The organism is Kitasatospora sp. NPDC022785 (assembly GCF_055561295.1).
Genome location: NZ_JBVHHB010000021.1, coordinates 106,946 through 130,062, shown reverse-complemented (window position 1 = coordinate 130,062; position 23,117 = coordinate 106,946). Strand labels below are relative to the sequence as shown.

Genomic DNA, 23,117 nt, shown 5'->3' with positions numbered 1-23,117 from the left:
AGGGGCCGTCGGCCGGGGAACGGAGGTCAGGCCGTGATGTCCCGGCTCGTGAAGCGGGCCCACGCGGCCGAGCCGAAGACCGCGACGTACACGCCCTGCAACCCGAGGTTCTTCAGCACGCCGTCCCAGTACATCGGTTCGCGCAGCAGGTCACCGAAGCTCAGCCAGTGGTGGGTGAAGAGGAACGGCTGGATCGCGTGCAGCTGCGGGAAGCTGTCCAGGATCTGGATGGTGATCACCAGGCCGACGGTGGCGGCCATCGCCGCGATGCCGCTGCCGGTGAGCGTCGAGATGAAGAGCCCGATCGCGACGAGTCCGGCCAGTGAGGCGGCCACCACGATCGCGACCAGCACCGCCCGCAGCAGCGCCGAGCCGAGGCCGATGGTCTCCCCGGAGATCAGCGTGACGTCGTCGAGCGGGAACAGCGCCGCGCCGGTGGCCAGTGCCGCCAGGGCGACGGCTGCCGTCGCAGCGGAACAGAACACCAGCCCGGCGGTGAACTTGGCGGCCAGCAGCCTGGTCCGCCCGGCCGGGGCGACCAGCAGGTAGCGCAGTGTGCCGCCGGCAGCCTCGCCGGCCACCGAGTCCCCGGCGACCACGCCGACCGTCATCGGCAGGAAGACCGGCAGTGCCACCGCGAGCGCGGTGAAGACCAGGAACAGGCCGTTGTGGGTCACCTGCGCGATGAACGCCGGGCCCTCACCGCCGCGCGGGCCGTCCGTCTCGATCTTGACGACCACGCCGATCAGGACCGGCAGCACCGCCAGGATGCCCAGCAGCACCATGGTCCGCACCCGGCGGAAGGTCAGCAGCAGCTCGCTGCGGAACAGCGCCAGGAACCCGGCCGGCGTCTGCGCCCGGCGCCCGGCCACCGGGACGACCGGCACACCCGGCACACCCGGGACCCCGGCGTTGCCCGCCACGGCACCGCCCGCCACGGCACCGCCCGCCACGGCGCTGTTCGCCACCTCAGCCCGCGACATCGAAGCCCTCCCCGGTCAGCGCCACGAAGGCGTCCTCCAACGTGCCCCGCTCCACACCGAAGCCGTGCACCCGCACCCCGGCCGCGACCAGCGCCGCGCAGATCCGGGGGAGGACGTCGTCGGCCGGCGCGTCCAGCCCGCCGTCCACCCGGTCCTCGCCCTTCTGCAGGTCGGCGACCTGGTGCGCGGTCAGCACCTCGGCGGCCATGGCCACGTCCGGGGTCCGGACGACGAGCCGGCCCTGGGCCCGGGCGGCCAGTTCGGCGACGGTGCCCTGCACCACCAGCCGGCCGCGCGACATCACCGCGGCGTGGGTGCAGACCTGCTCGATCTCGTCCAGCAGGTGCGAGGAGAGGAAGACCGTCGTGCCCTCGGCCGCGACCTCGCGGACCAGTGCCCGGATCTCCCGCATGCCCTGCGGGTCGAGGCCGTTGGTCGGCTCGTCCAGCACCAGCAGCTCGCGCGGCTGGAGCAGGGCCGAGGCGAGGCCGAGCCGCTGCTTCATGCCCAGCGAGTAGGCCCGGGCCTTCTTGCCCGCGGCGGCCGTCAGGCCGACCCGCTCCAGCGCCTCGGCGACCCGCTGCTTGCGGGTGCGCGGATCGGCGGTCGGATCGGCAGCGTCGAACCGGGCCAGGTTGTCCCGTCCGGAGAGGAAGCCGTACAGCGCCGGGCCCTCGATCAGCGCACCGACCCGGGGCAGCACCGTGCCGACGGACTGCGGCATCGGCTCGCCGAGCACGGTGGCGACGCCCGCGGTGGGCGCGATCAGGCCCATCAGCATCCGGATGGTGGTGGTCTTGCCGGAGCCGTTGGGGCCGAGGAAGCCGAAGACCGAGCCCCGGGGGACGGTCAGGTCCAGCCCGTCCACGGCGAGCTGGCCGCCGCGGAACCGCTTGGTGAGCCCTCGGGTCGTGATCACGTCGTCGGTCGGGGAGCCAAGAGAGCCGGGGGAGCAGGAAGCGCCGGGGGACCCGGGAGAAGGAGAGCCGGGGGACCAGGAAGCGCCGGGGGACCCGGGAGAAGGAGAGCCGGGGGAGGCGGGAAGGGCCACGGGGGCCGGGCGCGCAGCAGCGCCCCGGCCCCCGGCCGGCTCCGTAACGTCCCCCGTTACGGGAGCCTGGGTCACTTACTTCACCCCGGCCGCACTCTGCAGCACCGGCAGCGTCACCGCGCCCGCGAAGACCCGGCCGTCGTCGGTGACCAGCACGTTCAGCACCTTGGTGCTGATCAGCGAGCCGCCCTTGACCGGCTTGCCGAGCGACTTCGCCAGCGCCAGCGGGTTCTGCAGCTGGGCCGGACCGCCCTTGCCGTGCTTGCCGTGCCCGCCCTCGGCCGGGACGCTGACGTCGCCGGTGGGCAGCTTGGCGCTCAGCACCGCCGTCCAGCCCTCCCCGACCACGTTCAGGCCGTCGGCGGCCTTCTGTGCCTCCGCCCCGGACGGCGCCTCGGCCGCGTCTCCCGCCTTCTGCTCCGTCACCTTGGCGCCCTTGGGCACCGTGAAGTCGAAGGTCTTGGCGGCCGGCTTGGCGAACGACACCTCGGTGAAGTGCATGTCGAACACCTTGCCGCCGTCGGCGCCCTTGACCAGCACGGCGAGCGGCACGCCGTTCTCGGCGGCCACCGCGATCCGGACCTCGCCGATGGTCGAGCCGGACTGGGTGGGCTTCACGCTGAGCTGGTACGCCTTCTGCCCGGCGACGGTCGCCGTGCCGTCCACGGTGACGGCCGTGGTGCCCGCGCCCGCGGTGAGGAACTGGCGGGCGGCCTCCTGCGGGGTGGCCGGAACCTCGGTCAGCGGCGCCTTGCCGGGGTGGCCGCCACCGGGGTGGCCGTCGGGGCGGGAGCCCTGCGGGGCCGTCAGGTGGACGGCCTCGTTGCTGGAGCTGTCCCAGGCCCAGACCTGGTCGCCGTTATGGACCACCTCGTACCCGGCCAGCTGCTCGATCAGGCCGATCCGCTGGCGGTCCGGGCCGTCCACCGCGACCCGCAGGGTGTGCTCGCCGCCGAGCAGCTGCGTCAGCTTGGCCTCCGGCGAGGCCGCGGACGGCTTGGTGCCGCCGGTGCCGCCCGAGCCCACTCCGCCACCGGCCGAGAGCCCGGCACCGGCCCCGAGCAGCTGGCTCGGCACCCCGAGGTCGGCGGAGACCGAGACCGTGCCCGAGAGCGTCTGCGCCTGCGAGCCGAGGGCCTTCGCCACCACCTGCTCCGCCGACAGTGTCGGCAGGTCCGGCGGGGAGTCGGCCGCGAGCGCCGGCACCAGGCCGACGCCCGCGGCGATCACCGCCGCCACCGCCACCGGAACCGCGACCCGCACCGCCGTGCGCCGCCCCGCCCGGTACGGCACCGCGGCGCCGTCCTGGTCCCGCTCAGTCGCCGTGTCGTCCGTCATGTCGTCCTACCCCTCCATCACCGTGACCGACTGCCTCTGCTCCTCCATTACACGGCCCCGGGCGGCCCGAGTCATCGCCCTCCAGGGCCAGATAGGGGTCGCACTATGGGCGCAGCCGACCCTGATACCTCCTCAGGGTTGGCTCCTCCGGATGTACGAGAACTGGCGTAGGGTCGCGCCATGGATGCAACCAACACCCCGACTGCGAACGCGATGCGGCGCGCCCTGCGCCGTGCCCGGGACGGTGTCGCGCTGGACGCGGCCGAGGCTGCGGTGCTGCTCCAAGCCAGGGGTGCGGACCTGCTGGATCTCTGTGCGAGCGCGGCCCGCGTGCGGGACGCGGGCCTCGAAGCGGCCGGCCGGCCCGGCGTCATCACCTACTCCAAGAGCGTCTTCATCCCGCTCACCCGGCTCTGCCGCGACAAGTGCCACTACTGCACCTTCGTCACCGTCCCCGGCAAGCTGCGCCGGGCCGGGCACGGGATGTTCATGTCGCCGGACGAGGTGCTGGAGGTGGCCCGCCGGGGCGCCGAACTCGGCTGCAAGGAAGCCCTGATCACGCTCGGCGACAAGCCCGAGGACCGCTGGCCGGAGGCCCGCGAGTGGCTGGACGCCCACGGCTACGACGACACCGTCGCCTACGTCCGGGCGATGTCCATCCGCATCCTGGAGGAGACCGGCCTGCTGCCGCACCTCAACCCCGGGGTGCTGAGCTGGACGGACTTCCAGCGGCTCAAGCCGGTCTCGGCCTCGATGGGCATGATGCTGGAGACCACCGCCACCCGGCTGTGGAGCGAGCCCGGCGGCCCGCACCACGGCTCGCCGGACAAGGAGCCGGCCGTCCGGCTGAGGGTGCTGGAGGACGCCGGGCGCAGCTCGGTGCCGTTCACCAGCGGGCTCCTGATCGGCATCGGCGAGACGTACGAGGAGCGCGCCGAGTCGCTGTTCGCGCTGCGCCGGGTCTCCCGGGCCTACCACGGCATCCAGGAGCTGATCCTGCAGAACTTCCGCGCCAAGCCGGACACGGCGATGCGCGGCATGCCCGACGCCGAGCTGGACGAGCTGGTCGCGACCGTGGCCGTCGCCCGGCACATCATGGGCCCGTCCGCCTGTCTGCAGGCGCCGCCGAACCTGGTGGACGGCGAGTACCGGCGGCTGATCGGCGCCGGGATCGACGACTGGGGCGGGGTCTCGCCGCTGACGCCGGACCACGTGAACCCCGAGCGCCCCTGGCCGCAGATCGACCGGCTGGCGGAGGAGTCGGCGGCGGCCGGCTTCGAGCTGCGCGAGCGGCTCGCCGTCTACCCGGAGTACGTCCGGCACGGCGAGCCGTGGCTGGACCCGCGGGTGCTGCCGCACGTCCGGGCGCTGTCCGACCCGGAGACCGGCCTGGCCCGCCCGGACGCGGTGGTCCAGGGCCACCCCTGGCAGGAGCCGGAGGACCTCCCGGCCTCGTACGGGCGCACGGACCTGCACGCCACCATCGACACCGAGGGCCGCACCGGCGACCGCCGCGCCGACTTCGAGGACGTCTACGGGGACTGGGAGGTGCTGCGCGAGCAGGCCTCGCTCCCGGTGCCGGAACGGTTGACGGGTGACGTCCGCGAGGCCCTGGCGGTGGCCGCCGACGACCCGGCGAGGCTGACGGACGACCAGGCGCTGACGCTGTTCCACGCGGACGGCCCGGCGCTGGACGCGCTCTGCCGGATCGCCGACGACGTGCGGCGGGCGGCGGTCGGGGACGACGTCACCTACTGCGTCACCCGGAACATCAACTTCACCAACGTCTGCTACACCGGCTGCCGGTTCTGCGCCTTCGCCCAGCGCCGCACCGACGCGGACGCCTACACGCTCTCGCTGGCGCAGGTCGCCGACCGGGCCGAGCAGGCCTGGGAGGTCGGCGCCACCGAGGTCTGCATGCAGGGCGGCATCCACCCGGACCTCCCCGGCACCGCCTATTTCGACATCGCGCGGGCGGTGAAGAAGCGGGTGCCCGGCATCCACGTGCACGCCTTCTCGCCGATGGAGGTGGTCAACGGGGCGACCCGGACGGGGCTCTCCATCCGTGACTGGCTCCAGCAGGCCAAGGAGTCCGGCCTGGACACCATCCCGGGCACGGCCGCCGAGATCCTGGACGACGAGGTCCGCTGGGTGCTCACCAAGGGCAAGCTGCCGGCCGCGACCTGGGTGGAGGTCGTCACCACCGCCCACGAGCTGGGCATCCGGTCCTCGTCCACCATGATGTACGGGCACGTCGACACCCCGCAGCACTGGCTGGGGCACCTGCGGCTGCTCGCGGAGATCCAGCAGCGCACCGGCGGCTTCACCGAGTTCGTGACGCTGCCGTTCATCCACACCAACGCGCCCGTCTACCTGGCCGGCATCGCCCGGCCCGGGCCGACCGCCCGGGACAACCGCGCGGTGGTGGCGATGGCCCGGCTGCTGCTGCACCCGCACATCCCCAACATCCAGACCAGCTGGGTGAAGCTGGGCGCCGAGGGCGCGGCCGAGATGCTCCGCTCGGGCGCCAACGACCTGGGCGGCACGCTGATGGAGGAGACCATCTCGCGGATGGCCGGTTCGGCGTACGGGAGTTACAAGTCGGTCCGGGACCTCCGGGCGATCGCCGAGGCGGCGGGCCGCCCGCACCGGCAGCGCACCACCACCTACGGCGAGGTGCCCGCCGAACGGCAGGCCGCCGCCCTGGCCTCGGACGGGCACCTGCCGGAGCTGCTGCCGGTGCTCGACTGACCGCCGCCGGGGCGGGGGACGGAACCGGGGCGCCGGTGGCCGCGTCCTCGCCGTGGCGGCCGCCGGACGGGGCCGCCACGACGAGGGGGGACGCGGTGCGGAGGACGGCGGTCGGGGGCGGCGCCGGCTGGTGGGGCGTGGTCGGGGCGGCGTTGCTGCTGGCCGTGCTGGGGTTCGCGCTCACGACGTACGCGCACGACACCCACCGGGACCTGGCGGGGGACGTCTGCCACGCGGTCGCCTCCCTGCCCGTGGCGGTGTGGGCCGCGGCGATCGGGGCGCCGGCGGCGAGCCTGGTGGGCGCGGCGGGGACGACGTGGCTGGCGGTGGCTGCCCGGCGGCGGCCCGGTCTGATGGGGACGGCGGTCGTGGTCGCCTCCCTCGCGGGGCTGCTCTGTCTGCTGGAGACGTACACCGCCGTCGACATACTGGCCGTCGACCACACCAACGGGAACACCTGCGGGTTCTGAGCGGCCTTGGGGCGGCCACCCCACGGCCGGCGGCCTCAGCCGACGAGCAGCAGGCTGCGAGAGCGGGCCGGGGCGGCGACGGCGAGCGCCGGGGTGCCGAGGGTCAGTGCGCCGGTCAGGGCGGGCGCGGTGGCCAGGCGGGTGCGGGAGAGGTCATGGGCCGGGACGGTAGGCCCGGGGCGGTGGTCCGTGGACGGCGCATGACCCGTGCAGCAACATTTTGTTGAAGACTGCTGTTCCACGGAACCCCTCGACTTGTTCAGCCATTCGAATACAGTGCGAGGGCGCGCGACCGGCCCGGGTCGCGCCGCCCCCCTTCCCGGACGAAAGGCGCCCCGTCGTGATGCCACTGTGGTCACGCGCACAGCAGCAGGACTTCCGCAGCCGGGTGCGGGGCTGTCTGCTCGGCGGCGCGATCGGTGACGCGCTCGGTGCGGGCATCGAGTTCGAGTCGCTGGAGAAGATCAGGGCGGTGCACGGCCCGCAGGGCGTCACCGGCTACGTCCCCGCGTACGGGCGGCTCGGAGCGGTCACCGACGACACCCAGATGGTGCTCTTCACCGTGGACGGGCTGATCCGCGCCCACATCCGCCGGGACACCGGCAGCTGGCACCCGCCCACCGACCTCCACCTCGCCTACCTGCGCTGGTCCGCCACCCAGCGGGACTGGGGCCCGGACGAGCGGCGGGCCGATCTCGGCTGGCTCGGCCGCGAGGAGTGGCTGTACGCCCAGCGTGCGCCCGGCCAGGCTTGCCTCTCCGGCCTCTCCGGGCCGGACGCCGAGCGCCTCGGCACCCTGGAGGCACCCAAGAACCCGCACTCCAAGGGGTGCGGCACGGTGATGCGGGCGGCGCCGTTCGGGCTGCTCACCACCTGGGAGCCCGGCCTGGTGTTCCAGCTGGCGGTGGAGTGCTCGGTACTGACGCACGGCCACCCCACCGGCTACCTCTCGGCCGGCGCGCTGGCGGTGATCGTCCAGACCGCGGCCCGCGGCGGAACGCTGGAGGAGGGCGTCCACCTGGCCCTGGCCCTGCTCTCCGAGCGGCCGGCGCACGAGGAGACCACGGCGGCGCTGCGGGCGGCGCTGGACGCGGTCCGGGCCGGGGAGCCGTCGGCCGAGCGGGTCGAGGCCCTGGGGGAGGGCTGGGTGGCGGAGGAGGCGCTGGCGATCGGGCTGTACTGCGCGCTGGTCGCCCATGACATCCGCTCGGGCCTGCTGCTGGCCGTGAACCACTCGGGGGACAGCGACTCCACCGGCGCGATCTGCGGCAACCTGCTCGGTGTGCTGCACGGCGACACCGCGCTGCCGTCCGGCCTGGTGGCCGGCCTGGAGGGGCGCGGGGCGCTGCTGGAGCTTGCCGACGACTTCGTCCTGGAGCTCATGCACGGGTCGGAGCTGCACGGCCCGGACACCGCGGAGGGTGCGGCCTGGTCCGCGCGTTACCCCGTACTGCGCTGATCCCCGTTGGGTGCCGTGTTCCCGTTGGGTGCCGGCCCCGGTCTGCGCCGGCCCTCGTTGGGTGCCGCTCCCTGGTCCCCGGTCCCCGGTCGGCGCCGGTGCTCGCTCGGTGCCGGTTCATCGTTCTGCCCCCGGCCCGCGGGCTGCCGCGTGGACTGCGCCGCCGCCTCGAACGCCCCGGGCACGCAGGTGCCCGTAGCGGCGTCCGCCACCGGGGGAGGGCGACGGGCACCGCCACGGGCAACCGGGCCGAGAACGGTGGAGTCGGTTCAGAAGCCGCCGAACACCCCTGCTCCGGCGGCGCTGGCGAACGCGTTCCAGGCCTCGGCCGAGAAGTGCAGCTGCGGTCCCTGTGGGTCCTTGGAGTCCCGGACCGCCACCGCGTCCGCGGCCGGCGTGGCGATCTCCACACAGGCGCCGTTGCCGCCACTGTGACTGCTCTTCCGCCAGGCCGTCCCGTTCTCGAAGGTGGTGCTCATGAGTGGTATCCCTCTTCAATGTTGGCTATCAGTGACCGGCTCTCGGCCACCCCGAGCGCGGCCGCCCGCAGGTGGTCGTAGAGACTGGTATAGCGGCGCACGTCCGCGTCCTTCTCCAGGTAGAGATCGCTCGTCACCCCTTCGAAGTAGACAACCGTGGAATCGGCTGACTCGGGGAACTCGAGCAGGGAGAATGTCCCGGTCATGCCGGGATGGGCGCCGTGGGCGAAGGGGATCACCTGGATGGTGATGTTCGAGCGCTGGCTCAGCTCCAGCATGTGCTTCAGCTGATCGGCCATCACGGCCTTGCTGCCGACCTCGCGGCGCAGGACCGCCTCGTCTATGACGGTCCAGAGACTGCCGAGCGGGTTCTCGCCGTTGACGCGGTCCTGGCGCTTCATCCGGACCTGCACCCGGCGCTGGACGGCGAGCGCGTCGGTGTCCGGCTGGGTGCCCTCGACCACGGCCTGGGCGTACTGCTCGGTCTGCAGCAGGCCGGGGACGAACGAGGACTCGTAGGCGCGGATCGAGGAGGCCTCGGCCTCCAGGCCGATGTAGACGCTATAGGGGGTCGGCATGTCGTTGAAGTCGTGCCACCAGCCGCGCTGCCGGGACTCCCGGGCCATCTCCATCAGGCTGGCGCGCATCGCCTCGTCGGTCACGTTGTAGACGTCACAGAGGTCGCGCACGTCGCGCTGGCTGATGCTGCGGCGGCCGTTCTCCAGGCGGCTGATCTTCGACTGGGAGACCATCAGCCGGCCGGCCACCTCCTCCGCCGTCATGGCCAGGCCCTCGCGCAGCTTGCGCAGTTCGGAGCCCAGGCGCCTGCGGCGCACGGTGGGATTGATGTTCGCGGACACGTCGACCTCCGGCCGGACCTCTGGTGATCGTTGGAACGGCAGTCCTCGGAACACTGTGGAAATTGGGACCAACCCCCCTGACTTGGAGCAGCATGTCACCTTGGATCAGGTCGGCGCCGGGGAATCACAGGAGCGCAGTAGAACAGATCATCGGAAAAGCGCTTCTGAGAGACAGCGGGCACCCCGGAGTGGTAAGGCGGCTCTGCGGCTCGATCCGGTAGTTCTGTGATGGCGGTGCGGGCGCCGCCGACGCCCGCGGATGTGCTGGTGGCACGTGCCGAGGTGGCCCGGCCCCGGCTCCGCGGAGCGGTCCGGCCGCCCTCGGGGACGGCGGAGGGGCGGCCGCCCGGCGACTTCCGTCGCGGGCGACCGCCCCTCCGTGCTGCTGGTTGCTCTCCGCCGGGTGGCGGCGTGAGCGGTGCGGCCGGCGCCGTGCCGCACGCGGTGCCGTCCTGCGGTTCCCGCGATGCTGCGGTTCCTGTTCTGCGGCGCGGCGCGGTGCGGTCTGCGGTGCTCTGGTGCTGCGGAGCGGTGGTGCTGCGGTGCTCTGGTGCTGCGGAGCGGTGGTGCTGCGGTGCGGTGGTTCCTGGGGTTGTGCTGCCCGGACCGGCCGCGTCAGCGGACGCCCACGCGCGGCGCCACGACCCGGCCGCCGGATCCGCTGCGGCTCGCCGTGCGCTGGCCGGGGTGGCCCGCGCCGGCCGGGGCGCCGCCGCCCTGGGGTGAACGGTTCTGCTGGGACGGCAGGCCGTTCTGCACGTCCATGACGGCGTGCGCGACCATCCCGTTCAGCGGGTCGTACCGGATGAGGTCGCGCAGCCGGGACCGCGAGGACCGGCCCTCGTTGCCCGGGTACAGATGCTTGCCCAGGCCCACGGAATGGGCCAGGGCGGCGAGTGCGGCGGTCCGGGGGTCCGGCGGCACGCCGGTGCGGATCGCGGTGTCCAGTCGCTGTTTGATCGCGGCGTTGGTGCAGTCGTCGGACGCCTGGTAACGCGTCGTCGGCAGCACCCCGCACACCTGGCCCGGCACGGCCGTGACCATGCCGCACCTCTCCAGGTGCGCCAGATAGGTCTGCCGCAGCCCCAGCCGGGGCCCGCCGATCCAGTGCGCGGCACGGACCGGACTGCCGCGTCGGCGCAGCAACTCCAGTGCGTGGTCCAGTGTCGGGTCGCCGGTCGGCCTTGGCAGCACGACGGCGATCCGGTCGCCCTCCGGGACGATCCGTCCGGCCAGGGACAGCTCGACGAGCTGTGCCCCGGCGAGTCCGAGGTCGAGGGTCTGCGGCTGCGCCGTGGTACCCGTGGTCGGGTCCAATGCGAGCAGCAAGAGTTCCTCGGGAACAGTTCTGCGGCTCTTGCCCATCCAAGCCTCCCCGCGTGGATGGGAAACAGCGTGACGCCTCTCACACGGGCTTGTCGAGTACGCCTCCGAATCGTGACCTTGCGTACGAAGCGGGGAACCGGCGGCGCCAGGCCCGGCGTCTGAGCGGTGAACGGGCCGCGGTGCGGCCGTGCGGCGGCAATAACCGCCGGTCGGGCGGGGTGTGGGCGGCCGGAACCTCCGTCGGTGGCGGAGACTGTACAGGTACACGGGGCGGGGCGTCGGCTTCCCGAAATCGGGTCTGCCGGTGCCCCGCCGGTCGTTGAGGAGGCTGGGTTACGTGGGCGAGTCCCCCGACAGGGTGCTGCGGGACGGCGATCGGGCGCGCGAGCAGGACGGGGAACGGGGCGGGGAGCGGGAACGCCCGGCCGGGGGTGACGGTGTGCAGGAGACGGCTGATTCGGCCGGTCCGGCCGCTACGGCCGCCGCCGACGCCGCCGATGTCTCGGACGCCGCGGACGCCGCCGCCACGGACGCCGCCGACGCCGCCGATGTCTCGGACGCCGCGGACGCCGCGGATGTCGCCGACCGTGCCGACGGCGCGCCGGTCGAGGTGCCGTCCGGAACGGCCACTGCCGGCTCGACCGTGCAGCTCCGGGTCCGGGATGTGGACACGAAGACCACGATGATCCGGCTGCCCGTCGACAATGCGACCACGGCCCTTAGGCTGCCGCCGGAGCTCACCGCGCCCGCCCCGAAGCGTGACGAAGCCGCAGCTGACGGAGGGTCCGGTGATGCCGCCGACCGTTCGCCGGCGAAGGGGGAGGAGCCCGTCGGAGCCACCGGCCGTTCGTCCCGTCCCGACCCGCGTCTCGCCCTTCGGACTGCCGCGCCGGCCGAGCAGCCCGTGGACGACGAGGAGCCGGCGAAGGCCGAGAAGCCCATCGAGAAGCCCATCGAGAAGCCCATCGAGGAGCCCGTCGAGGAGCCCGTCGAGGAGCCCGTCGAGAAGCCGGCCGAGACGCAGCCGGGGAAGCCCGTCGAGAGGCAGTCGGGGAAGCAGCAGCCGGAGCAGGCGAAGGCGGAGAAGCTGGAGAAGCCCCTCTCCGCGAAGGCCGCCGCCGCGCTCCCCGCCGCCCCCGGCTCCGGCACCGTGCCCAAGCCGGTGCCCGAGCCGCACCCGGAGCCGGCGCCCCTCCCCGAGCCGGAGCCGACGCCCGAGCCGCTGCCGAAGCCCGCGCCGGCCCCGAAGCCCGGCCCGGCCCCGCAGCCCGAGCCGCTCCCCACCCCCGACCCGAAGCCGCTGCCGCCGGCCCCGCCGCTGCCGAAGCCGGAGCCGCTGCCCGCCCCGGACGCGCCGCGCCCGGAGGCGTCGCGGGTGGACACGTCGCGCCCGGACGCGTCGCGAAACCCGGAGGCGGCCACCACCGAACCCCTGGCGGGCCCCGACCTGCTGAGCCTCACCCAGCCGATGCTCGGGCCGGCGACGACCGCCGAGGCGATGGACGTGCTGGCGGCGCTCAACGCCCGCCCGGTCTCGCCGCTGCGCCGCGCGCTCAAGCGGATCACCATCTGGACCGTCTTCCTCACCGTCGTGCTCGGCGCGGTCGTGGTCGCCCAGCTGCTCCGCCCGCTGCCGGACACCAAGGTGAAGATGACCGCCTCGGGCAGCTTCAGCTTCGGCGGCGACCCGCTGGACCTGGCCTGGCCGGCCAAGGGCCAGTCGGCGGCCGAGGTGGTCGGCGTCGGCAGCCTCGGCAGCTCCGGCCCGGAGACGCCGGCCTCGATCGCCAGCGTCACCAAGGTGATGAACGCCTACCTGATCCTGCAGTCGCACCCGCTGAAGAAGGGGGAGAGCGGCCCGAAGATCACCATCGACAAGCAGGCCGCCCAGGAGTCCGGCAACACCGACGAGTCCAGGGTCACCCTGACCGAGGGCCAGCAGCTCACCCAGTACCAGGCACTGGAGCTGCTGATGCTGCCGTCGGCCAACAACGTGGCCCGGCTGCTGGCGCGGTGGGACGTCGGCTCGGAGGACGCGTTCGTCAAGAAGATGAACGACGCCGCCGCCAAGCTCGGCATGGCCAACACCGTCTACACCGACCCGGCCGGCTTCAGCCCGGACACCAAGAGCACCGCCAAGGACCAGCTGAAGCTGGCCGAGCAGGCGATGCAGGACGAGATCTTCCGGCAGATCGTCTCGACCCCGGACACCACCTTCAACGGGCAGAAGATCTACAACACCAACACCCTGATCAACGCGAAGACCGGGGTCATCGGCGTCAAGACGGGGTCCAGCACCCCGGCCGGCGGTTGCCTGATGTGGGCCGCGTACAAGGAGATCGGCGGCGTGAAGCGGCTGATCCTCGGCGTCACCCTGGGCCAGCCGGCCACGTCCCCCGCGGTCACCGACGGGATCCTCCCGACGGTGCTGAAGGTCAGCGGCAAGCAGGTCCAGGCGGCCCAGAACGGGGTGACCGGGCAGACCCTGGCCAAGCAGGGCGACGTGGTCGGCCGGGTCGACAACGGCCTCGGCGGTACCGTCCCGGTCGTGGCGGGCAAGGACCTCACCGCGGCCGGCTTCCCCGGCATCACCGGCACCCTCACCCTGGACCCGGCGAAGCTCGGCCACCAGGCCAAGGCCGGTACCCAGGTCGGCACGCTGAGCGTGGGCGCGGGCGACAACCGGACGGAGGTCCCGGTGCTCCTCAAATCCGACCTGGCGCCGCCGTCCATCCTCTCCCGCATCACCCGCCTGCTCTGAGCGACCCGCCTCGGGACGACGGGGTGGGAGGCCGGCCGGCCTCCCACCCCGTCGGCGTTTCCGGTGCTTCCGGGTGCTTTCCGGTGCTTCCGGTGGCGGTGGCCTCGCGGGGTCAGAGCCGGGCGCCGCCCCAACGGCCCGGCTCGGTGCGGGTGCCCAGCCGGCGGGCCACCATCTCCTCCTCGGACACCACCCGGCCCAGCGCGATCGCCAGCGTCAGTCCGGTGAAGGCCACGATCAGCCACGAGAGGCTGGTGAAGACCACCCCGTACGGTCCGAACTGGGCCACGCTGCGCGACATCGCCCGGGGCAGGTAGACCCGGGCGGCGATCCCCAGGCCGCCCACCACGACCCCGCAGAGCAGCGCACCCGGCAGCAACGGCAGCCAGCGCACCCGGCCGACCAGCAGCAGGTGCTGCGTCCACCACCAGATGGCCGTCGTGAGGAGATAGGCCAGCGGGATCCCCAGCCAGGCACCGAGCCCGAAGCCCTCCCGTACGGGGGTCTGGCACACCAGGTAGGCCAGCCAGACCACCAGCCAGACCAGCCAGCGCCAGGCCGCCAGCCGGGTCCCCGACTTGGGCAGCTCCCAACAGCGCTCGCAGACCCGCTGCATCGCCCGGCTCAGCGCCGTCGCCGACAGCAGTGTCACCAGCGCGCCGAGCACCCCGACGCCGGTCTCCTGTTCGTGGCTGGTCTGCAGCAACTGCTGGACCGACTGCTGGGCCGCGCCCTGCAGGCCCAGCTCCTTGCGGAGCGAGGTCGCCATGCCGTTGCGGAGCGCGGCCGGGGCGAACACCGAGACCACGAACAGCGCGGGCAGCGCGCTCAGGAAGGCCTGCGCGGCCAGCCGGGTCGCGCTGTCCAGCAGGTTCACCCGGAGCAGCTGGCCGAGGGCCCGGCCGACCAGTGGCACGTGCTCGGGCAGCCCGCGGCCGTAGCGGGCCAGCTCCGCCGACCGCTTCCTCAGCCGGGCCATCCGCCCGGCCGGCTGCTCGCTCACGGGCTCGTCCTCCCGGGGCTGTCGCGGCCGTGGGCCGCAGGGCGGAGGCGCCCTGATCGCCGTGCTCCATGGTCGCCCGGCCCCCGCGCACCCGCATCCGGGAGGCGGCGAGCGCCGCGGCCGGCCCGTCAGCGGGCGGTGCGGTCCAGCACGGCGAGCGTCACGCCGCCGAGCGGGGTCACCCGGCCCGGTGCGCCGTACCGCGCCCGGAGCGCCTGCGCCTGGTCGTCGGGCATGGCGGCGAGCGGCTCGGTGGTGTCCCCGAGCACCAGCAGCCATATCCGCTGCCCCTGCCCGAGGCACTCGTCCGGCCGCGGACAGACGGAGGGGAAGAGGTCCTCCGCCTGCTCCGCACTCTGCTCGACGAAGACCGGGTACGGGCGGACGTCCGCCGGCAGGTAGTAGGAGACGCCCGGCCCGACCATCGACCAGCTCTGGTTGCCCAGCGGGACCGCCAGGCCGTCCCCGGGCCGGTAGCCGGCCGCGATCAGCTCGGCGGCCGCCCGGTACGGCTCGCGGGAGAAGGAGTGCGAGCCGGCGTCCCGCACCGAGGACTGCTTCGGCAGCGCCACCAGCGCGGGCACCGCCAGCAGCCCGACCGCCACCAGCACCCCGGCGGCCCGGACCTGCCCCGGGGTCCGGCTGCGCCGGGCCGCCGCCGCCAGCGTCGTGTACACCGCCCGGACCCCGCCGCCGGCCAGCGCCGCCCAGGCCGGGACGGTGAACAGCAGATACCGGTCGACGAAGTACGAGGTGCTGCCCCGCGAAACCAGCCAGACGGACATCACCGGCAGGACGGCGAGCAGCAGCAGCTGCAGTGCGGGCAGCCGCCGCCCGGGCAGCGCCAGCGCCAGCAGGGCGAGCAGGAGGAAGGTGTGGAACACCCCGGCCGAGCCGAACAGCGGCTCGCCGAAGTGCCGCAGCTGGTAGAGGGACGGCGTGCCGATCCAGCCCAGCTGCCGCCCGGACTGCCGGCTGCCCAGCAGCAGCACCGGTACGGCCGGCAGCGCCGCCACGGCCACCGCCGCCGGGAACTGCCAGAGCAGCCGCCGCTGCACCGCGCCGCGGGTCTGCCAGAGGTGCAGCAGCACCACCGCCACCTGCCCGGCGACGGTGCTGAACGAGATCAGGTGGCCCGCCCCGGCCATCGCCATCGCCACGCAGTACGGCGCCCAGCGCCGCAGCCCCGGCCGCTCCAGCGCGCGCAGCAGGAACCAGGTCGCCGCGGCGACCGCACAGGTCACCAGCGCGTACGAGCGGGCCTCCTGGGCGTACCGGGAGATCAGCGGCACGACGGCGAACAGCAGCCCGCCACCGACCGCCGCCACCCGGCCCCCGAACAGCCGCTGAGCGGTGAGCGCCACGAACGCCGCCGCGCCGGCCATCGCCAGCACCGAGGGCAGCCGCAGCGCGATCACGGAGTCGCCGGCCACCGTGGTCCAGCCGTGCATCAGCAGGTAGTAGGCACCGTTGCTGGCGTCGATGTGCTGGAGCAGCCTGAGCAGGTCGCCGAGCGGCCGGGTCGCCGCGGTCCAGGTCGACACCTCGTCCCGCCACAGCTCGGGCGTCCCGAGCCGGTACCCGCCGATGCAGAGCATGGCCAGCGCGGGCCACAGCCAGACCTGCCCGAGCAGGCGGAGAGCCGGGTGCGGGGCGGCAGCTGGTCTCATCGGGCGGCCTTCGTGGTCGTACGGGTGCTGGGCAGTCCCTCGCAGGCTACTGGACGTCCCCTGACGCCCAGTCGGCAGTCGCCCCTCTGGGCACCGGCCCCGCCCCCCGCCGCACGCGCCTCCCCGGTCACCCGCGCATCGCGGAAACCTCAACGCCCGCCCCATCCCCGATCCGGTACGCTGTCCACCGAGCGCGCCTCAGTAGCTCAGGGGATAGAGCACGGCTCTCCTAAAGCCGGTGTCGCAGGTTCGAATCCTGCCTGGGGCACAGTGGGAACGACCCGAGGGAAGCCCCGGACCGCCATGGTCCGGGGCTTCCCGCTTTTTCGTCAGGGGCGGCGTACCTCCCGAGGAGGACGGGCGGGCGGAGGGGCTCAGACCTCGGAGTGATCAAGGATGCGACGTCGTGCTGACGGGGGGCGGGGGCCGGCCGACCTAGGCTCGATCATGATCCTGACGGCGCATCACGGCTGGTCAGGCGGTTGAGCCGAGGGACGATGACGACGTACCGATACACCCTGGCCGAGCTGCGCGGCCAGCTCCGGCAGTTGGTCCTCACCGGGGCGGCGATCGCACTGGGGGTGGCCTTCCTGATCACCTCGGTCAGCGGCAGCGGGGCCCTGGTCGACTCGTTCAGCCAGACCGCCGCCGCCGAGGTCGGGCCGGCCGACGTCCAGGTGACCGGGGCGCAGGCACAGGGCCCGCTGGAGCCAGGGACGGCCGACCGGGCGCGGCAGGTGCCCGGGGTGGCCGCGGTGTCGGCGCGGCTGGTCGGCCGGGGCGGGGTGCTGACCTCCGCCGGGCGGCCGCTGGACGAGCCGGCCGTGGTCAGCTCGATCGCGGCCGACCCGGCGCTGCGCTGGCAGCTGCTCAAGGACGGCCGGTGGCCGGCCGGCCCCGGCGAGGTGCTGCTCGACGCCGACACCGCCCGGCGGGTCGACGCCCGGCCCGGCTCGGACGTCCGGCTGACCCGTGCCGACGGCACCACCGGCACCGTCCGCCTGGCCGGCACCCTGGACGGCCGCGGCGCGCCCAGCCTCGCCGGGAGCCCGGTCGTCGCGGTGCCGGACGACGCCGTGGCGCAGTACGCGACCGGCGTCGGCACCGCCCGGCTCGACCTGCGCCTCGCCCCCGGCGCCTCGCGCTCGCAGACCGCCGAGGCCCTGCGGCAGGCCCTCGGCGGCGGGGCCGAGGTCCGCACCCACGACGCCTCCGTCGCCGAGGCGACCCGGCAGAGCAGGACGCTCTACGGGGTGGTGCTGATCGCGGCGCTGTCGTTCGTGCTGATCGCCCTCGCCGTGGCCCGCATGGTCGTCGGCAACACCTTCTCCGTCGTCCTCGCCCAGCGGGCCCGCCAGCTGGCCCTGCTGCGGTGTGTGGGCGCCGACCGGGCGCAGGTCCGGCGGCTGATCCGCCGCCAGGGGCTGCTGCTCGGCACGGGCGCGTCTGCCGCCGGGGTGCTGCTCGGGACGGGGCTCTGCGCCGCCGGCACCGTGCTGGCCGGCACCGCCGACCTCGGGCCGGTCCGCCTCTCCCTCACGCCGTCCCCGCTCACCTGCGTGGCGGCCGGGATGTTCGGTGTCCTGCTCACGGTGCTCGCCGTGCGCGGACCGGCGAAGGCCGCCTCGGCGGTGCCGCCCGTCGCGGCGCTCGGGGGCGCCGCCGGCGGCACCACCGGAGCCGCCGGGCTGCGCGCGGCGGCGCTGTCCGTGCTGCTCCTGGTGGCGGGCACCGCGCTGCTGGTGGCCGGGGTGGTGGCAGGGCCGCCGCTGTCGCTGCTGGCCGTCACGCTGGGCGCGATCAGCAGCTTCTTCGGGGTCCTGCGGCTCTGCCACCGCCTGCTGCCGGCGGTCGTCGCGGGGCTGGGCGTACCGGTGCGGCGGCTCTGCGGGACGGCGGGCAGGCTCGCCACCCAGCAGCTGCGGCTGAACCCGGCCCGCACCGGCGCCACCGGATCGGCCCTGCTGCTCGGCGTGACGGTGATGGTGAGCGCCGTCACCGCGCTGGAGATCACCTCCAACTCCCTCGTCCCGGCCGTCTCCGCCCGCCAGCCCGGCGTCTTCTCGGTGACCGCCCCCGGTGGCGCCTCGCTGCCGGCCGGGGCGCTGACCGCGCTCGGACGGGAGCGGACGCTCGGCGTCACGCCCGTCCGCTCGGCCACGCTGGAGATCGACGGCCGCAGCACGCTGGTGGCGGCGGCCGACCCGGCGCTGCTCGGCCCGGCCACCGACGGGGCCGACCGGGCCCGGGCGCTGGCCGGCGGCACGGCCCTCAGCGGCTTCGGCGACGACGGACCGGCCGGCCCCCGCGGGAACGGTGAGCACGTGGTCGCCGGCCGGGCGGGAGCGCCCGCCGCCACCCTGCGGATCGAGCCCGGCCGCAGCGCGCTGCCGTTCGTGCTCCAGAGCGGGGCCGTCCTCTTCGTCACCCCGGCCACCCTGGAGCGGCTCGCCCCGGGGGCGGCCGTCACCACGGCCTGGATCAGCCCCGCCGCCGGGGCCGACCGGCTCGCCGCCCGCCAGGCGATGGACCGGGCCCTGGACGGGCAGCCGCAACTCACCGTCACCGACACGGCCGCGCAGGCCGAGGGCCTGCGGTCGCTGCTGGACCGGATGATGCTGATCAGCATGGCCCTGCTCGGCTTCTCCGTGGTGATCGCCGGCCTCGGCGTCGCCGCCACCCTGATGCTCAGCGTCAGCGAGCGCTCCCGGGAGATCGGCATGCTGCGGGCGATCGGGATGTCCCGGCAGCAGCTGCGCCGGATGCTCACCCTGGAGGCGGTCCTGCTGGCGCTGGCCGGCGCCCTGGTCGGCACCGGCCTGGGCCTGGCCTACGGCTGGGCGGCCGCCCGGTCCGTCACCTCGACCCTGGGCACGGTCGGCGGGCCGCCCGTCCTCCTGGTGCTCGCGGCCCTGGTGCTCACCGTGCTGACCGGCCTCGCCGCGGCCGTCCTCCCGGCCCGCCGGGTGGGGCGGATGACGGTGGTGGACGCGTTGCACACGGCGTGACTTCGCGGGCCCCGGGGTTCCACGGGCCCCGGCGGTGGCGGTGGCGCACAGCGGCGGCGAACCGCCGCGGCCGGGCGCCCCAGCCTCCCTAGCCCGCCGCGCCGTCCGGGTGGTCGGTGGCGTCATCGAAGGCCGGGTCGTAGGGGGCGGGCCTGGCCGGGGAGACCAGGACGCGCTGGACCCTCGGCCTGGTCCGCCAGTTGACCCGCCGGACGTCCCGGGCCAGGGCGCCGGGCCGCCAGAGCTCGACGGCGACGGTGACCGCCCCCAGCACGGACCCGGCGGCCAGCCACCCGCCCAGGACGTCGCTCGGCCAGTGCACCCCGAGGGCGATCCTGGTCCAGCCGATCGCCAGTACCGTCACCGCGGCGACGGCGCAGGCGGCGATCCGCCCGCCGCGCCGGGTCTGCGACCAGAGCAGCCCGGCCAGCACGGCACAGGCGATGGTGGAGGCCATCGCGTGCCCGGAGGGGAGCGCCGGGCCGCCGGCGTGTGAGACCGGGTCGGTGAAGGACGGCCGCTGGCGGTCGAAGGCGAGCTTCAGCGCCCACTGCGCGCCCCAGCCGACCAGGGTCTGTGCCACCACCCAGCCGGCCAGCACCCGTGCGCCGATCAGCCAGAGCCAGAGCGCGGCGAGGCCGAGCAGCGTCCGCATGGTGATCGTGCCGCCGATGTCGGAGAGCGTCTGCACCGAGGCGGTCCAGGCCGTGTGCTCCCGGGCGTAGCGGTGCGTGCTGTCGATCCACGCGTGGTCGAACCGGGCGAGCGGGTGCCACCCGGTCTGCACGAGCGCCGCCAGGATGCCGAACAGCACGGCACAACCGGTCGCGAGCGCCACGTGCCGGCGAAGGTGCCGACTACGCGGGGTGATGGGCGACGAGCTGTTGGTCAGGTGCATGGCTGACACCTTCCCAGTGCGGTGTGCCCAGCGGGCGCTCGACCGATAGCGATTTGGCATCTTTTGTGCGGAGGACCTGCGTGCGCCGGGGCGTGGGTGCGGGTGGAATCCCGGTGGCGTGGGAACGCAGGCGGCGGCCCGGAGGTTCACGAAGGAAAGGGGTGGAGCGGTGAAGGGGCTGCGAAGGGACGAGCGCCGCGCCGCTCCGAACCGGTCACCCGATAGACACCCGATGCACCGGAGTGGTCACCCTCCGTCCATGACCGGGGTGAAAACCGGCAGGATACTGCATCGCTGGAAGAATCTGAGCGACTTGGGAATGTTGTCCGGAATCTGTTCGTTGGATCGTTACGTGTGAGCCCCGTGGGGCCCGCACTTCTTGCCCTCTCAGGGCAGGCAGGCAGACCTCGGCAACACCAGCAAAGGGAGCAAGCATGGCCACCCGTGCCGTCGTTCGCGACAGGGCCGACCGGACTCGCGCGGCCCGCCCGACCAACCTTGAGGCCGACCGTGACCTGGTCGGTATGTACCTCGACGAGATCGCCAGGACGCCCCTGCTCGATGCCGCCGAGGAGGTCGAGCTCTCGCTGCGGATCGAGGCCGGCGTGTACGCCCAGCACCTGCTGGACGGAGGAGAGCTGCCCAAGGGCGTCGAGCGCGAGGAGCTCGAAGCGATAGCCGAGGATGCCGAACGCGCCAAGGACGTCTTCATCCGCTCCAACCTCCGTCTCGTGGTCGCCGTCGCCCGTCGCTACCCGCGCAGCGGGCTGCCGCTCCTGGACCTCATCCAGGAGGGCAACGCCGGCCTGGTGAGGGCGGTCGAGAAGTTCGACTACGCGAAGGGCTTCAAGTTCTCCACCTACGCGACCTGGTGGATCCGGCAGGCGATCACCCGGTCGATCGCCGACCAGTCGCGGACGATCCGCCTGCCCGTCCACCTGGTCGAGGAGCTGGGCCGGATCCGGAGGGTGCAGCGCGAGAAGTCCAAGGAGCTGGGCCGCGAGGCCGAGCCGGCCGAGATCGCGGCCGAGCTGGACACGACCGAGGCGCGGATCAAGGACGTGCTGGACTGGGCGCGCGACCCGGTGAGCCTCAACATGTCCGTCGACGACGAGGGCGAGACCCAGTTCGGTGACCTCGTCGAGGACACCGGGGCGACGTCCCCGGAGGACGCCGTGATGGTCATGCTCCGCCGCGAGGAGCTGGACGACCTGATCGGGCGGCTGGACGACCGTACGGCGTCGATCATCCGGTCCCGGTACGGGATGGAGGACGGTCGCGAGCGGACTCTGACCGAGGTCGGCAAGCAGCACGGGCTGACCCGCGAGCGGATCCGCCAGATCGAGAAGCACGCGCTGGCCGAGCTGAAGAAGATCGCCGACCATGCGGGCTTCGAGGCCGCCTGAGGGCCTGCGGGCCGCCTCGGCCGCCCCGACTGCTGTTCCCGGGCCCTGGTGTGGAACGCGCCCCGCACCAGGGCCCGCCTGCGTGCCCGGACGGTGGGTCGGCGTCGGGGCCGGTGCCGGCGCCGGGAGCTTCTAGGCTGGAGGAGTGGACAACGTGCAAGACGGAGGCCGGCCGGTGACCGAGCAGAAGCCCGTGCGGGACGGCGCACCGACCGAGGACCAGGACCGGACGGCGACCACGGGCCCCGCGCCGACCACGGACCCCGCGCCGACCGAGGCCCCTGCCGCCCCCGCCGCCGAGGCGGCGCCCAAGGCGCGGCTGGTCTTCCGCGACCCGCTGGACCAGCAGTCCCGGGACGACAGCGATACCGGCTGGGGCGGCCGCCCGGCCGCGGGGGAGAGCAGCGGGCGGGGGCTGGACTGGTACCTGAGCCAGCGCCCGCCGCACCACGGCGACTGACCGGGGCCCGGGGCGCGCCGAGCCGCCGCGCCGGACCGCCCTGAACCGGACCGCCCTGAACCGAACCGAGCGGCCCGGCAGCGCGGCACAGCTCAACTCACTGCAGCGCAGCGCAGCGCTGCGCGGCGCCGGCCGGCTCAGCGCTGCTGCGTGACCAGCGCATCGCGGATCTGGGTGAGCAGGACGACCTCCTTGGCGTCTGCCTCCGCCTGGGCCGCGGCAAGGGTTTTGCGCTTGGCGGTGTACTTGATCATGGGCAGGACCAGACAGAAGTAGACGACGGCCGCGGTGATCAGGAACTGCAGGGCCGCGCTCAGCACGGAGCCCCAGAGGATCAGGACGCCGGATGTGACCTCGCCGCTCGAGCTCAGCTCACAGGGACCCTTGAGGCAGGACGTGTAGGAGTTCAGGTCCTTGGGGCCATATGCGCCGACAATCGGATTGATCACGCCCTTGACGAAGGCGTTGACGATGTTGGTGAATGCCGCGCCGATGACCACGGCGACGGCGAGATCGACGACATTTCCACGCAGCAGGAATTCTTTGAAGCCTTTCATGCCGCGTGAACGACGAAGTCGTTGTCCGGTTACGGGTGATCTTCGCCGCCATCCGATTGACAACCCGTTTGGTGGACGGGCGCGGCTCCGGGCGGTGACAGGCCCGCCCATGCGGGCCCGGACGCCAGTGCCGCGGCCACGGCGAGAAGGAGCAGCGCGGGCAGCCCCGGCCGGTGCCGCAGGGCCTGCCGGAGCCGGTGGAGCCGGCCGGACCCGCGCCGGATCGGCGGGAACGACGGCACCTCCCGCCGTGGCGGGACGGCGGGCGCGGGGAGCGGGAACGGAAGGGGGAGGCTCGTGGTCGTCATGGGCACCGCCGGTGGTCGCAGGGCGCCGGCTCCGGGTGGGCCGGCTTCTGATGACGCACACTCTGGGCGGCTCGCAGGTCCGGCGGAAGGGCTTTCCCGGAACCTGTGGAAAACCCGGGGCTGTGGATGAACTCCGTCACCCGCACGGGCTAATTCAATGGTCGCGGGAATTCCATGTGACCGCAGGAGCGCCCCATGACCGCAGGAATCCCCCATGACCGCAGGAATCCCCATGACCGCGGGGGCGCAAGAGGGATCGGGGAGCGCGATAGGGCCCGGGAATACAAAAGGGGAAGGTCGGGAACGCGAAAGGCCCGCGGGCCCCGCCG

General features: G+C 73.9%; 17 protein-coding genes and 1 tRNA gene. 8 read left to right on the top strand and 10 right to left on the bottom strand.

Going from position 1 to position 23,117, the window contains the following annotated elements; all coding sequences use genetic code 11:
- Positions 1-26 precede the first annotated feature (26 nt).
- From ACZ3YO_RS28310 to ACZ3YO_RS28300, 3 genes are all read right to left on the bottom strand, one after another.
- On the bottom strand, positions 27-983 hold the full coding sequence (locus tag ACZ3YO_RS28310) for an ABC transporter permease (RefSeq protein WP_465574615.1): 957 nt from the start codon (positions 981-983) through the stop codon (positions 27-29).
- Positions 970-1,902 (bottom strand): ABC transporter ATP-binding protein, encoded by a 933-nt coding sequence (locus tag ACZ3YO_RS28305; RefSeq protein ID WP_465574612.1) that lies wholly within the window; start codon positions 1,900-1,902, stop codon positions 970-972. Before ACZ3YO_RS28305 ends, ACZ3YO_RS28310 begins: the two co-directional genes overlap by 14 nt.
- A 207-nt stretch (positions 1,903-2,109) precedes the next feature.
- Positions 2,110-3,372, bottom strand: a complete 1,263-nt coding sequence (locus ACZ3YO_RS28300; protein WP_465574609.1) for a LolA family protein — start codon at positions 3,370-3,372, stop codon at positions 2,110-2,112.
- A gap of 180 nt (positions 3,373-3,552) precedes the next feature.
- Between ACZ3YO_RS28300 and ACZ3YO_RS28295 the strand changes: the two genes are divergently transcribed.
- The 3 genes from ACZ3YO_RS28295 (at position 3,553) to ACZ3YO_RS28285 (ending at position 8,052) form a co-directional block, all read left to right on the top strand.
- Entirely contained in the window at positions 3,553-6,123 is a 2,571-nt protein-coding gene (locus ACZ3YO_RS28295; protein WP_465574606.1) for a bifunctional FO biosynthesis protein CofGH, read from the top strand.
- Between the two features lie 95 nt (positions 6,124-6,218).
- Complete coding sequence (locus tag ACZ3YO_RS28290) at positions 6,219-6,593, top strand: hypothetical protein (protein ID WP_465574603.1); 375 nt, start codon at positions 6,219-6,221, stop codon at positions 6,591-6,593.
- A gap of 343 nt (positions 6,594-6,936) precedes the next feature.
- Positions 6,937-8,052, top strand: a complete 1,116-nt coding sequence (locus ACZ3YO_RS28285; protein ID WP_465548153.1) for an ADP-ribosylglycohydrolase family protein — start codon at positions 6,937-6,939, stop codon at positions 8,050-8,052.
- A 269-nt stretch (positions 8,053-8,321) separates the two neighbouring features.
- Here ACZ3YO_RS28285 and ACZ3YO_RS28280 read toward each other — a convergent pair whose 3' ends face one another.
- From ACZ3YO_RS28280 to ACZ3YO_RS28270, 3 genes are all read right to left on the bottom strand, one after another.
- Complete coding sequence (locus ACZ3YO_RS28280) at positions 8,322-8,531, bottom strand: DUF397 domain-containing protein (protein ID WP_396324502.1); 210 nt, start codon at positions 8,529-8,531, stop codon at positions 8,322-8,324.
- Entirely contained in the window at positions 8,528-9,391 is an 864-nt protein-coding gene (locus ACZ3YO_RS28275) for a helix-turn-helix domain-containing protein (RefSeq protein ID WP_465574599.1), read from the bottom strand. The genes ACZ3YO_RS28280 and ACZ3YO_RS28275 overlap by 4 nt, the downstream gene beginning before the upstream one ends.
- Before the next feature lie 615 nt (positions 9,392-10,006).
- Complete coding sequence (locus ACZ3YO_RS28270) at positions 10,007-10,756, bottom strand: GOLPH3/VPS74 family protein (protein ID WP_396324500.1); 750 nt, start codon at positions 10,754-10,756, stop codon at positions 10,007-10,009.
- Between the two features lie 298 nt (positions 10,757-11,054).
- Here ACZ3YO_RS28270 and ACZ3YO_RS28265 point away from each other — a divergent pair, with 298 nt between their 5' ends.
- Entirely contained in the window at positions 11,055-13,478 is a 2,424-nt protein-coding gene (locus ACZ3YO_RS28265; RefSeq protein WP_465574596.1) for a hypothetical protein, read from the top strand.
- 112 nt (positions 13,479-13,590) lie between these two features.
- On the opposite strand, the gene ACZ3YO_RS28260 is transcribed toward ACZ3YO_RS28265, so the two are convergent.
- Together ACZ3YO_RS28260 and ACZ3YO_RS28255 are read right to left on the bottom strand one after the other, a co-directional pair.
- Complete coding sequence (locus ACZ3YO_RS28260; protein ID WP_465548150.1) at positions 13,591-14,481, bottom strand: YhjD/YihY/BrkB family envelope integrity protein; 891 nt, start codon at positions 14,479-14,481, stop codon at positions 13,591-13,593.
- Positions 14,482-14,609: 128 nt separating this feature from the next.
- Positions 14,610-16,151, bottom strand: coding sequence for a glycosyltransferase family 39 protein (locus tag ACZ3YO_RS28255; protein WP_465574593.1), 1,542 nt, complete (start codon positions 16,149-16,151; stop codon positions 14,610-14,612).
- Positions 16,152-16,346: 195 nt separating this feature from the next.
- Between ACZ3YO_RS28255 and ACZ3YO_RS28250 the strand changes: the two genes are divergently transcribed.
- Positions 16,347-16,419, top strand: a tRNA-Arg gene (locus ACZ3YO_RS28250).
- A gap of 229 nt (positions 16,420-16,648) precedes the next feature.
- The gene (locus ACZ3YO_RS28245; protein ID WP_465574590.1) at positions 16,649-19,159 is read left to right on the top strand and encodes an ABC transporter permease; all 2,511 of its coding nucleotides are present in this window, start codon (positions 16,649-16,651) and stop codon (positions 19,157-19,159) included.
- Positions 19,160-19,247: 88 nt separating this feature from the next.
- Here ACZ3YO_RS28245 and ACZ3YO_RS28240 read toward each other — a convergent pair whose 3' ends face one another.
- Positions 19,248-20,057, bottom strand: coding sequence for a phosphatase PAP2 family protein (locus ACZ3YO_RS28240; protein WP_465574588.1), 810 nt, complete (start codon positions 20,055-20,057; stop codon positions 19,248-19,250).
- 434 nt (positions 20,058-20,491) lie between these two features.
- Here ACZ3YO_RS28240 and ACZ3YO_RS28235 point away from each other — a divergent pair, with 434 nt between their 5' ends.
- Positions 20,492-21,463, top strand: coding sequence for a sigma-70 family RNA polymerase sigma factor (locus tag ACZ3YO_RS28235; protein WP_396324494.1), 972 nt, complete (start codon positions 20,492-20,494; stop codon positions 21,461-21,463).
- A gap of 175 nt (positions 21,464-21,638) precedes the next feature.
- Positions 21,639-21,923: a hypothetical protein gene (locus tag ACZ3YO_RS28230; protein WP_465574585.1), complete on the top strand. Its 285-nt coding sequence runs from the start codon at positions 21,639-21,641 to the stop codon at positions 21,921-21,923.
- Between the two features lie 137 nt (positions 21,924-22,060).
- Here the strand turns inward: ACZ3YO_RS28230 and mscL are convergent, their stop codons facing one another.
- Entirely contained in the window at positions 22,061-22,480 is a 420-nt protein-coding gene (mscL, locus tag ACZ3YO_RS28225; RefSeq protein WP_465574582.1) for a large conductance mechanosensitive channel protein MscL, read from the bottom strand.
- Positions 22,481-23,117 lie beyond the last annotated feature (637 nt).

What these genes read in the sequence shown, in the direction of transcription:
- ACZ3YO_RS28310 (WP_465574615.1), bottom strand. Translation starts at nt 983, where the DNA reads ATGTCGCGGGCTGAGGTGGCGAACAGCGCCGTGGCGGGCGGTGCCGTG.
- ACZ3YO_RS28300 (WP_465574609.1), bottom strand. Translation starts at nt 3,372, where the DNA reads ATGACGGACGACACGGCGACTGAGCGGGACCAGGACGGCGCCGCGGTG.
- ACZ3YO_RS28295 (WP_465574606.1), top strand. Translation starts at nt 3,553, where the DNA reads ATGGATGCAACCAACACCCCGACTGCGAACGCGATGCGGCGCGCCCTG.
- ACZ3YO_RS28285 (WP_465548153.1), top strand. Translation starts at nt 6,937, where the DNA reads ATGCCACTGTGGTCACGCGCACAGCAGCAGGACTTCCGCAGCCGGGTG.
- ACZ3YO_RS28280 (WP_396324502.1), bottom strand. Translation starts at nt 8,531, where the DNA reads ATGAGCACCACCTTCGAGAACGGGACGGCCTGGCGGAAGAGCAGTCAC.
- ACZ3YO_RS28270 (WP_396324500.1), bottom strand. Translation starts at nt 10,756, where the DNA reads ATGGGCAAGAGCCGCAGAACTGTTCCCGAGGAACTCTTGCTGCTCGCA.
- ACZ3YO_RS28255 (WP_465574593.1), bottom strand. Translation starts at nt 16,151, where the DNA reads ATGAGACCAGCTGCCGCCCCGCACCCGGCTCTCCGCCTGCTCGGGCAG.
- ACZ3YO_RS28245 (WP_465574590.1), top strand. Translation starts at nt 16,649, where the DNA reads ATGACGACGTACCGATACACCCTGGCCGAGCTGCGCGGCCAGCTCCGG.
- ACZ3YO_RS28240 (WP_465574588.1), bottom strand. Translation starts at nt 20,057, where the DNA reads ATGCACCTGACCAACAGCTCGTCGCCCATCACCCCGCGTAGTCGGCAC.
- ACZ3YO_RS28235 (WP_396324494.1), top strand. Translation starts at nt 20,492, where the DNA reads ATGGCCACCCGTGCCGTCGTTCGCGACAGGGCCGACCGGACTCGCGCG.
- mscL (WP_465574582.1), bottom strand. Translation starts at nt 22,480, where the DNA reads ATGAAAGGCTTCAAAGAATTCCTGCTGCGTGGAAATGTCGTCGATCTC.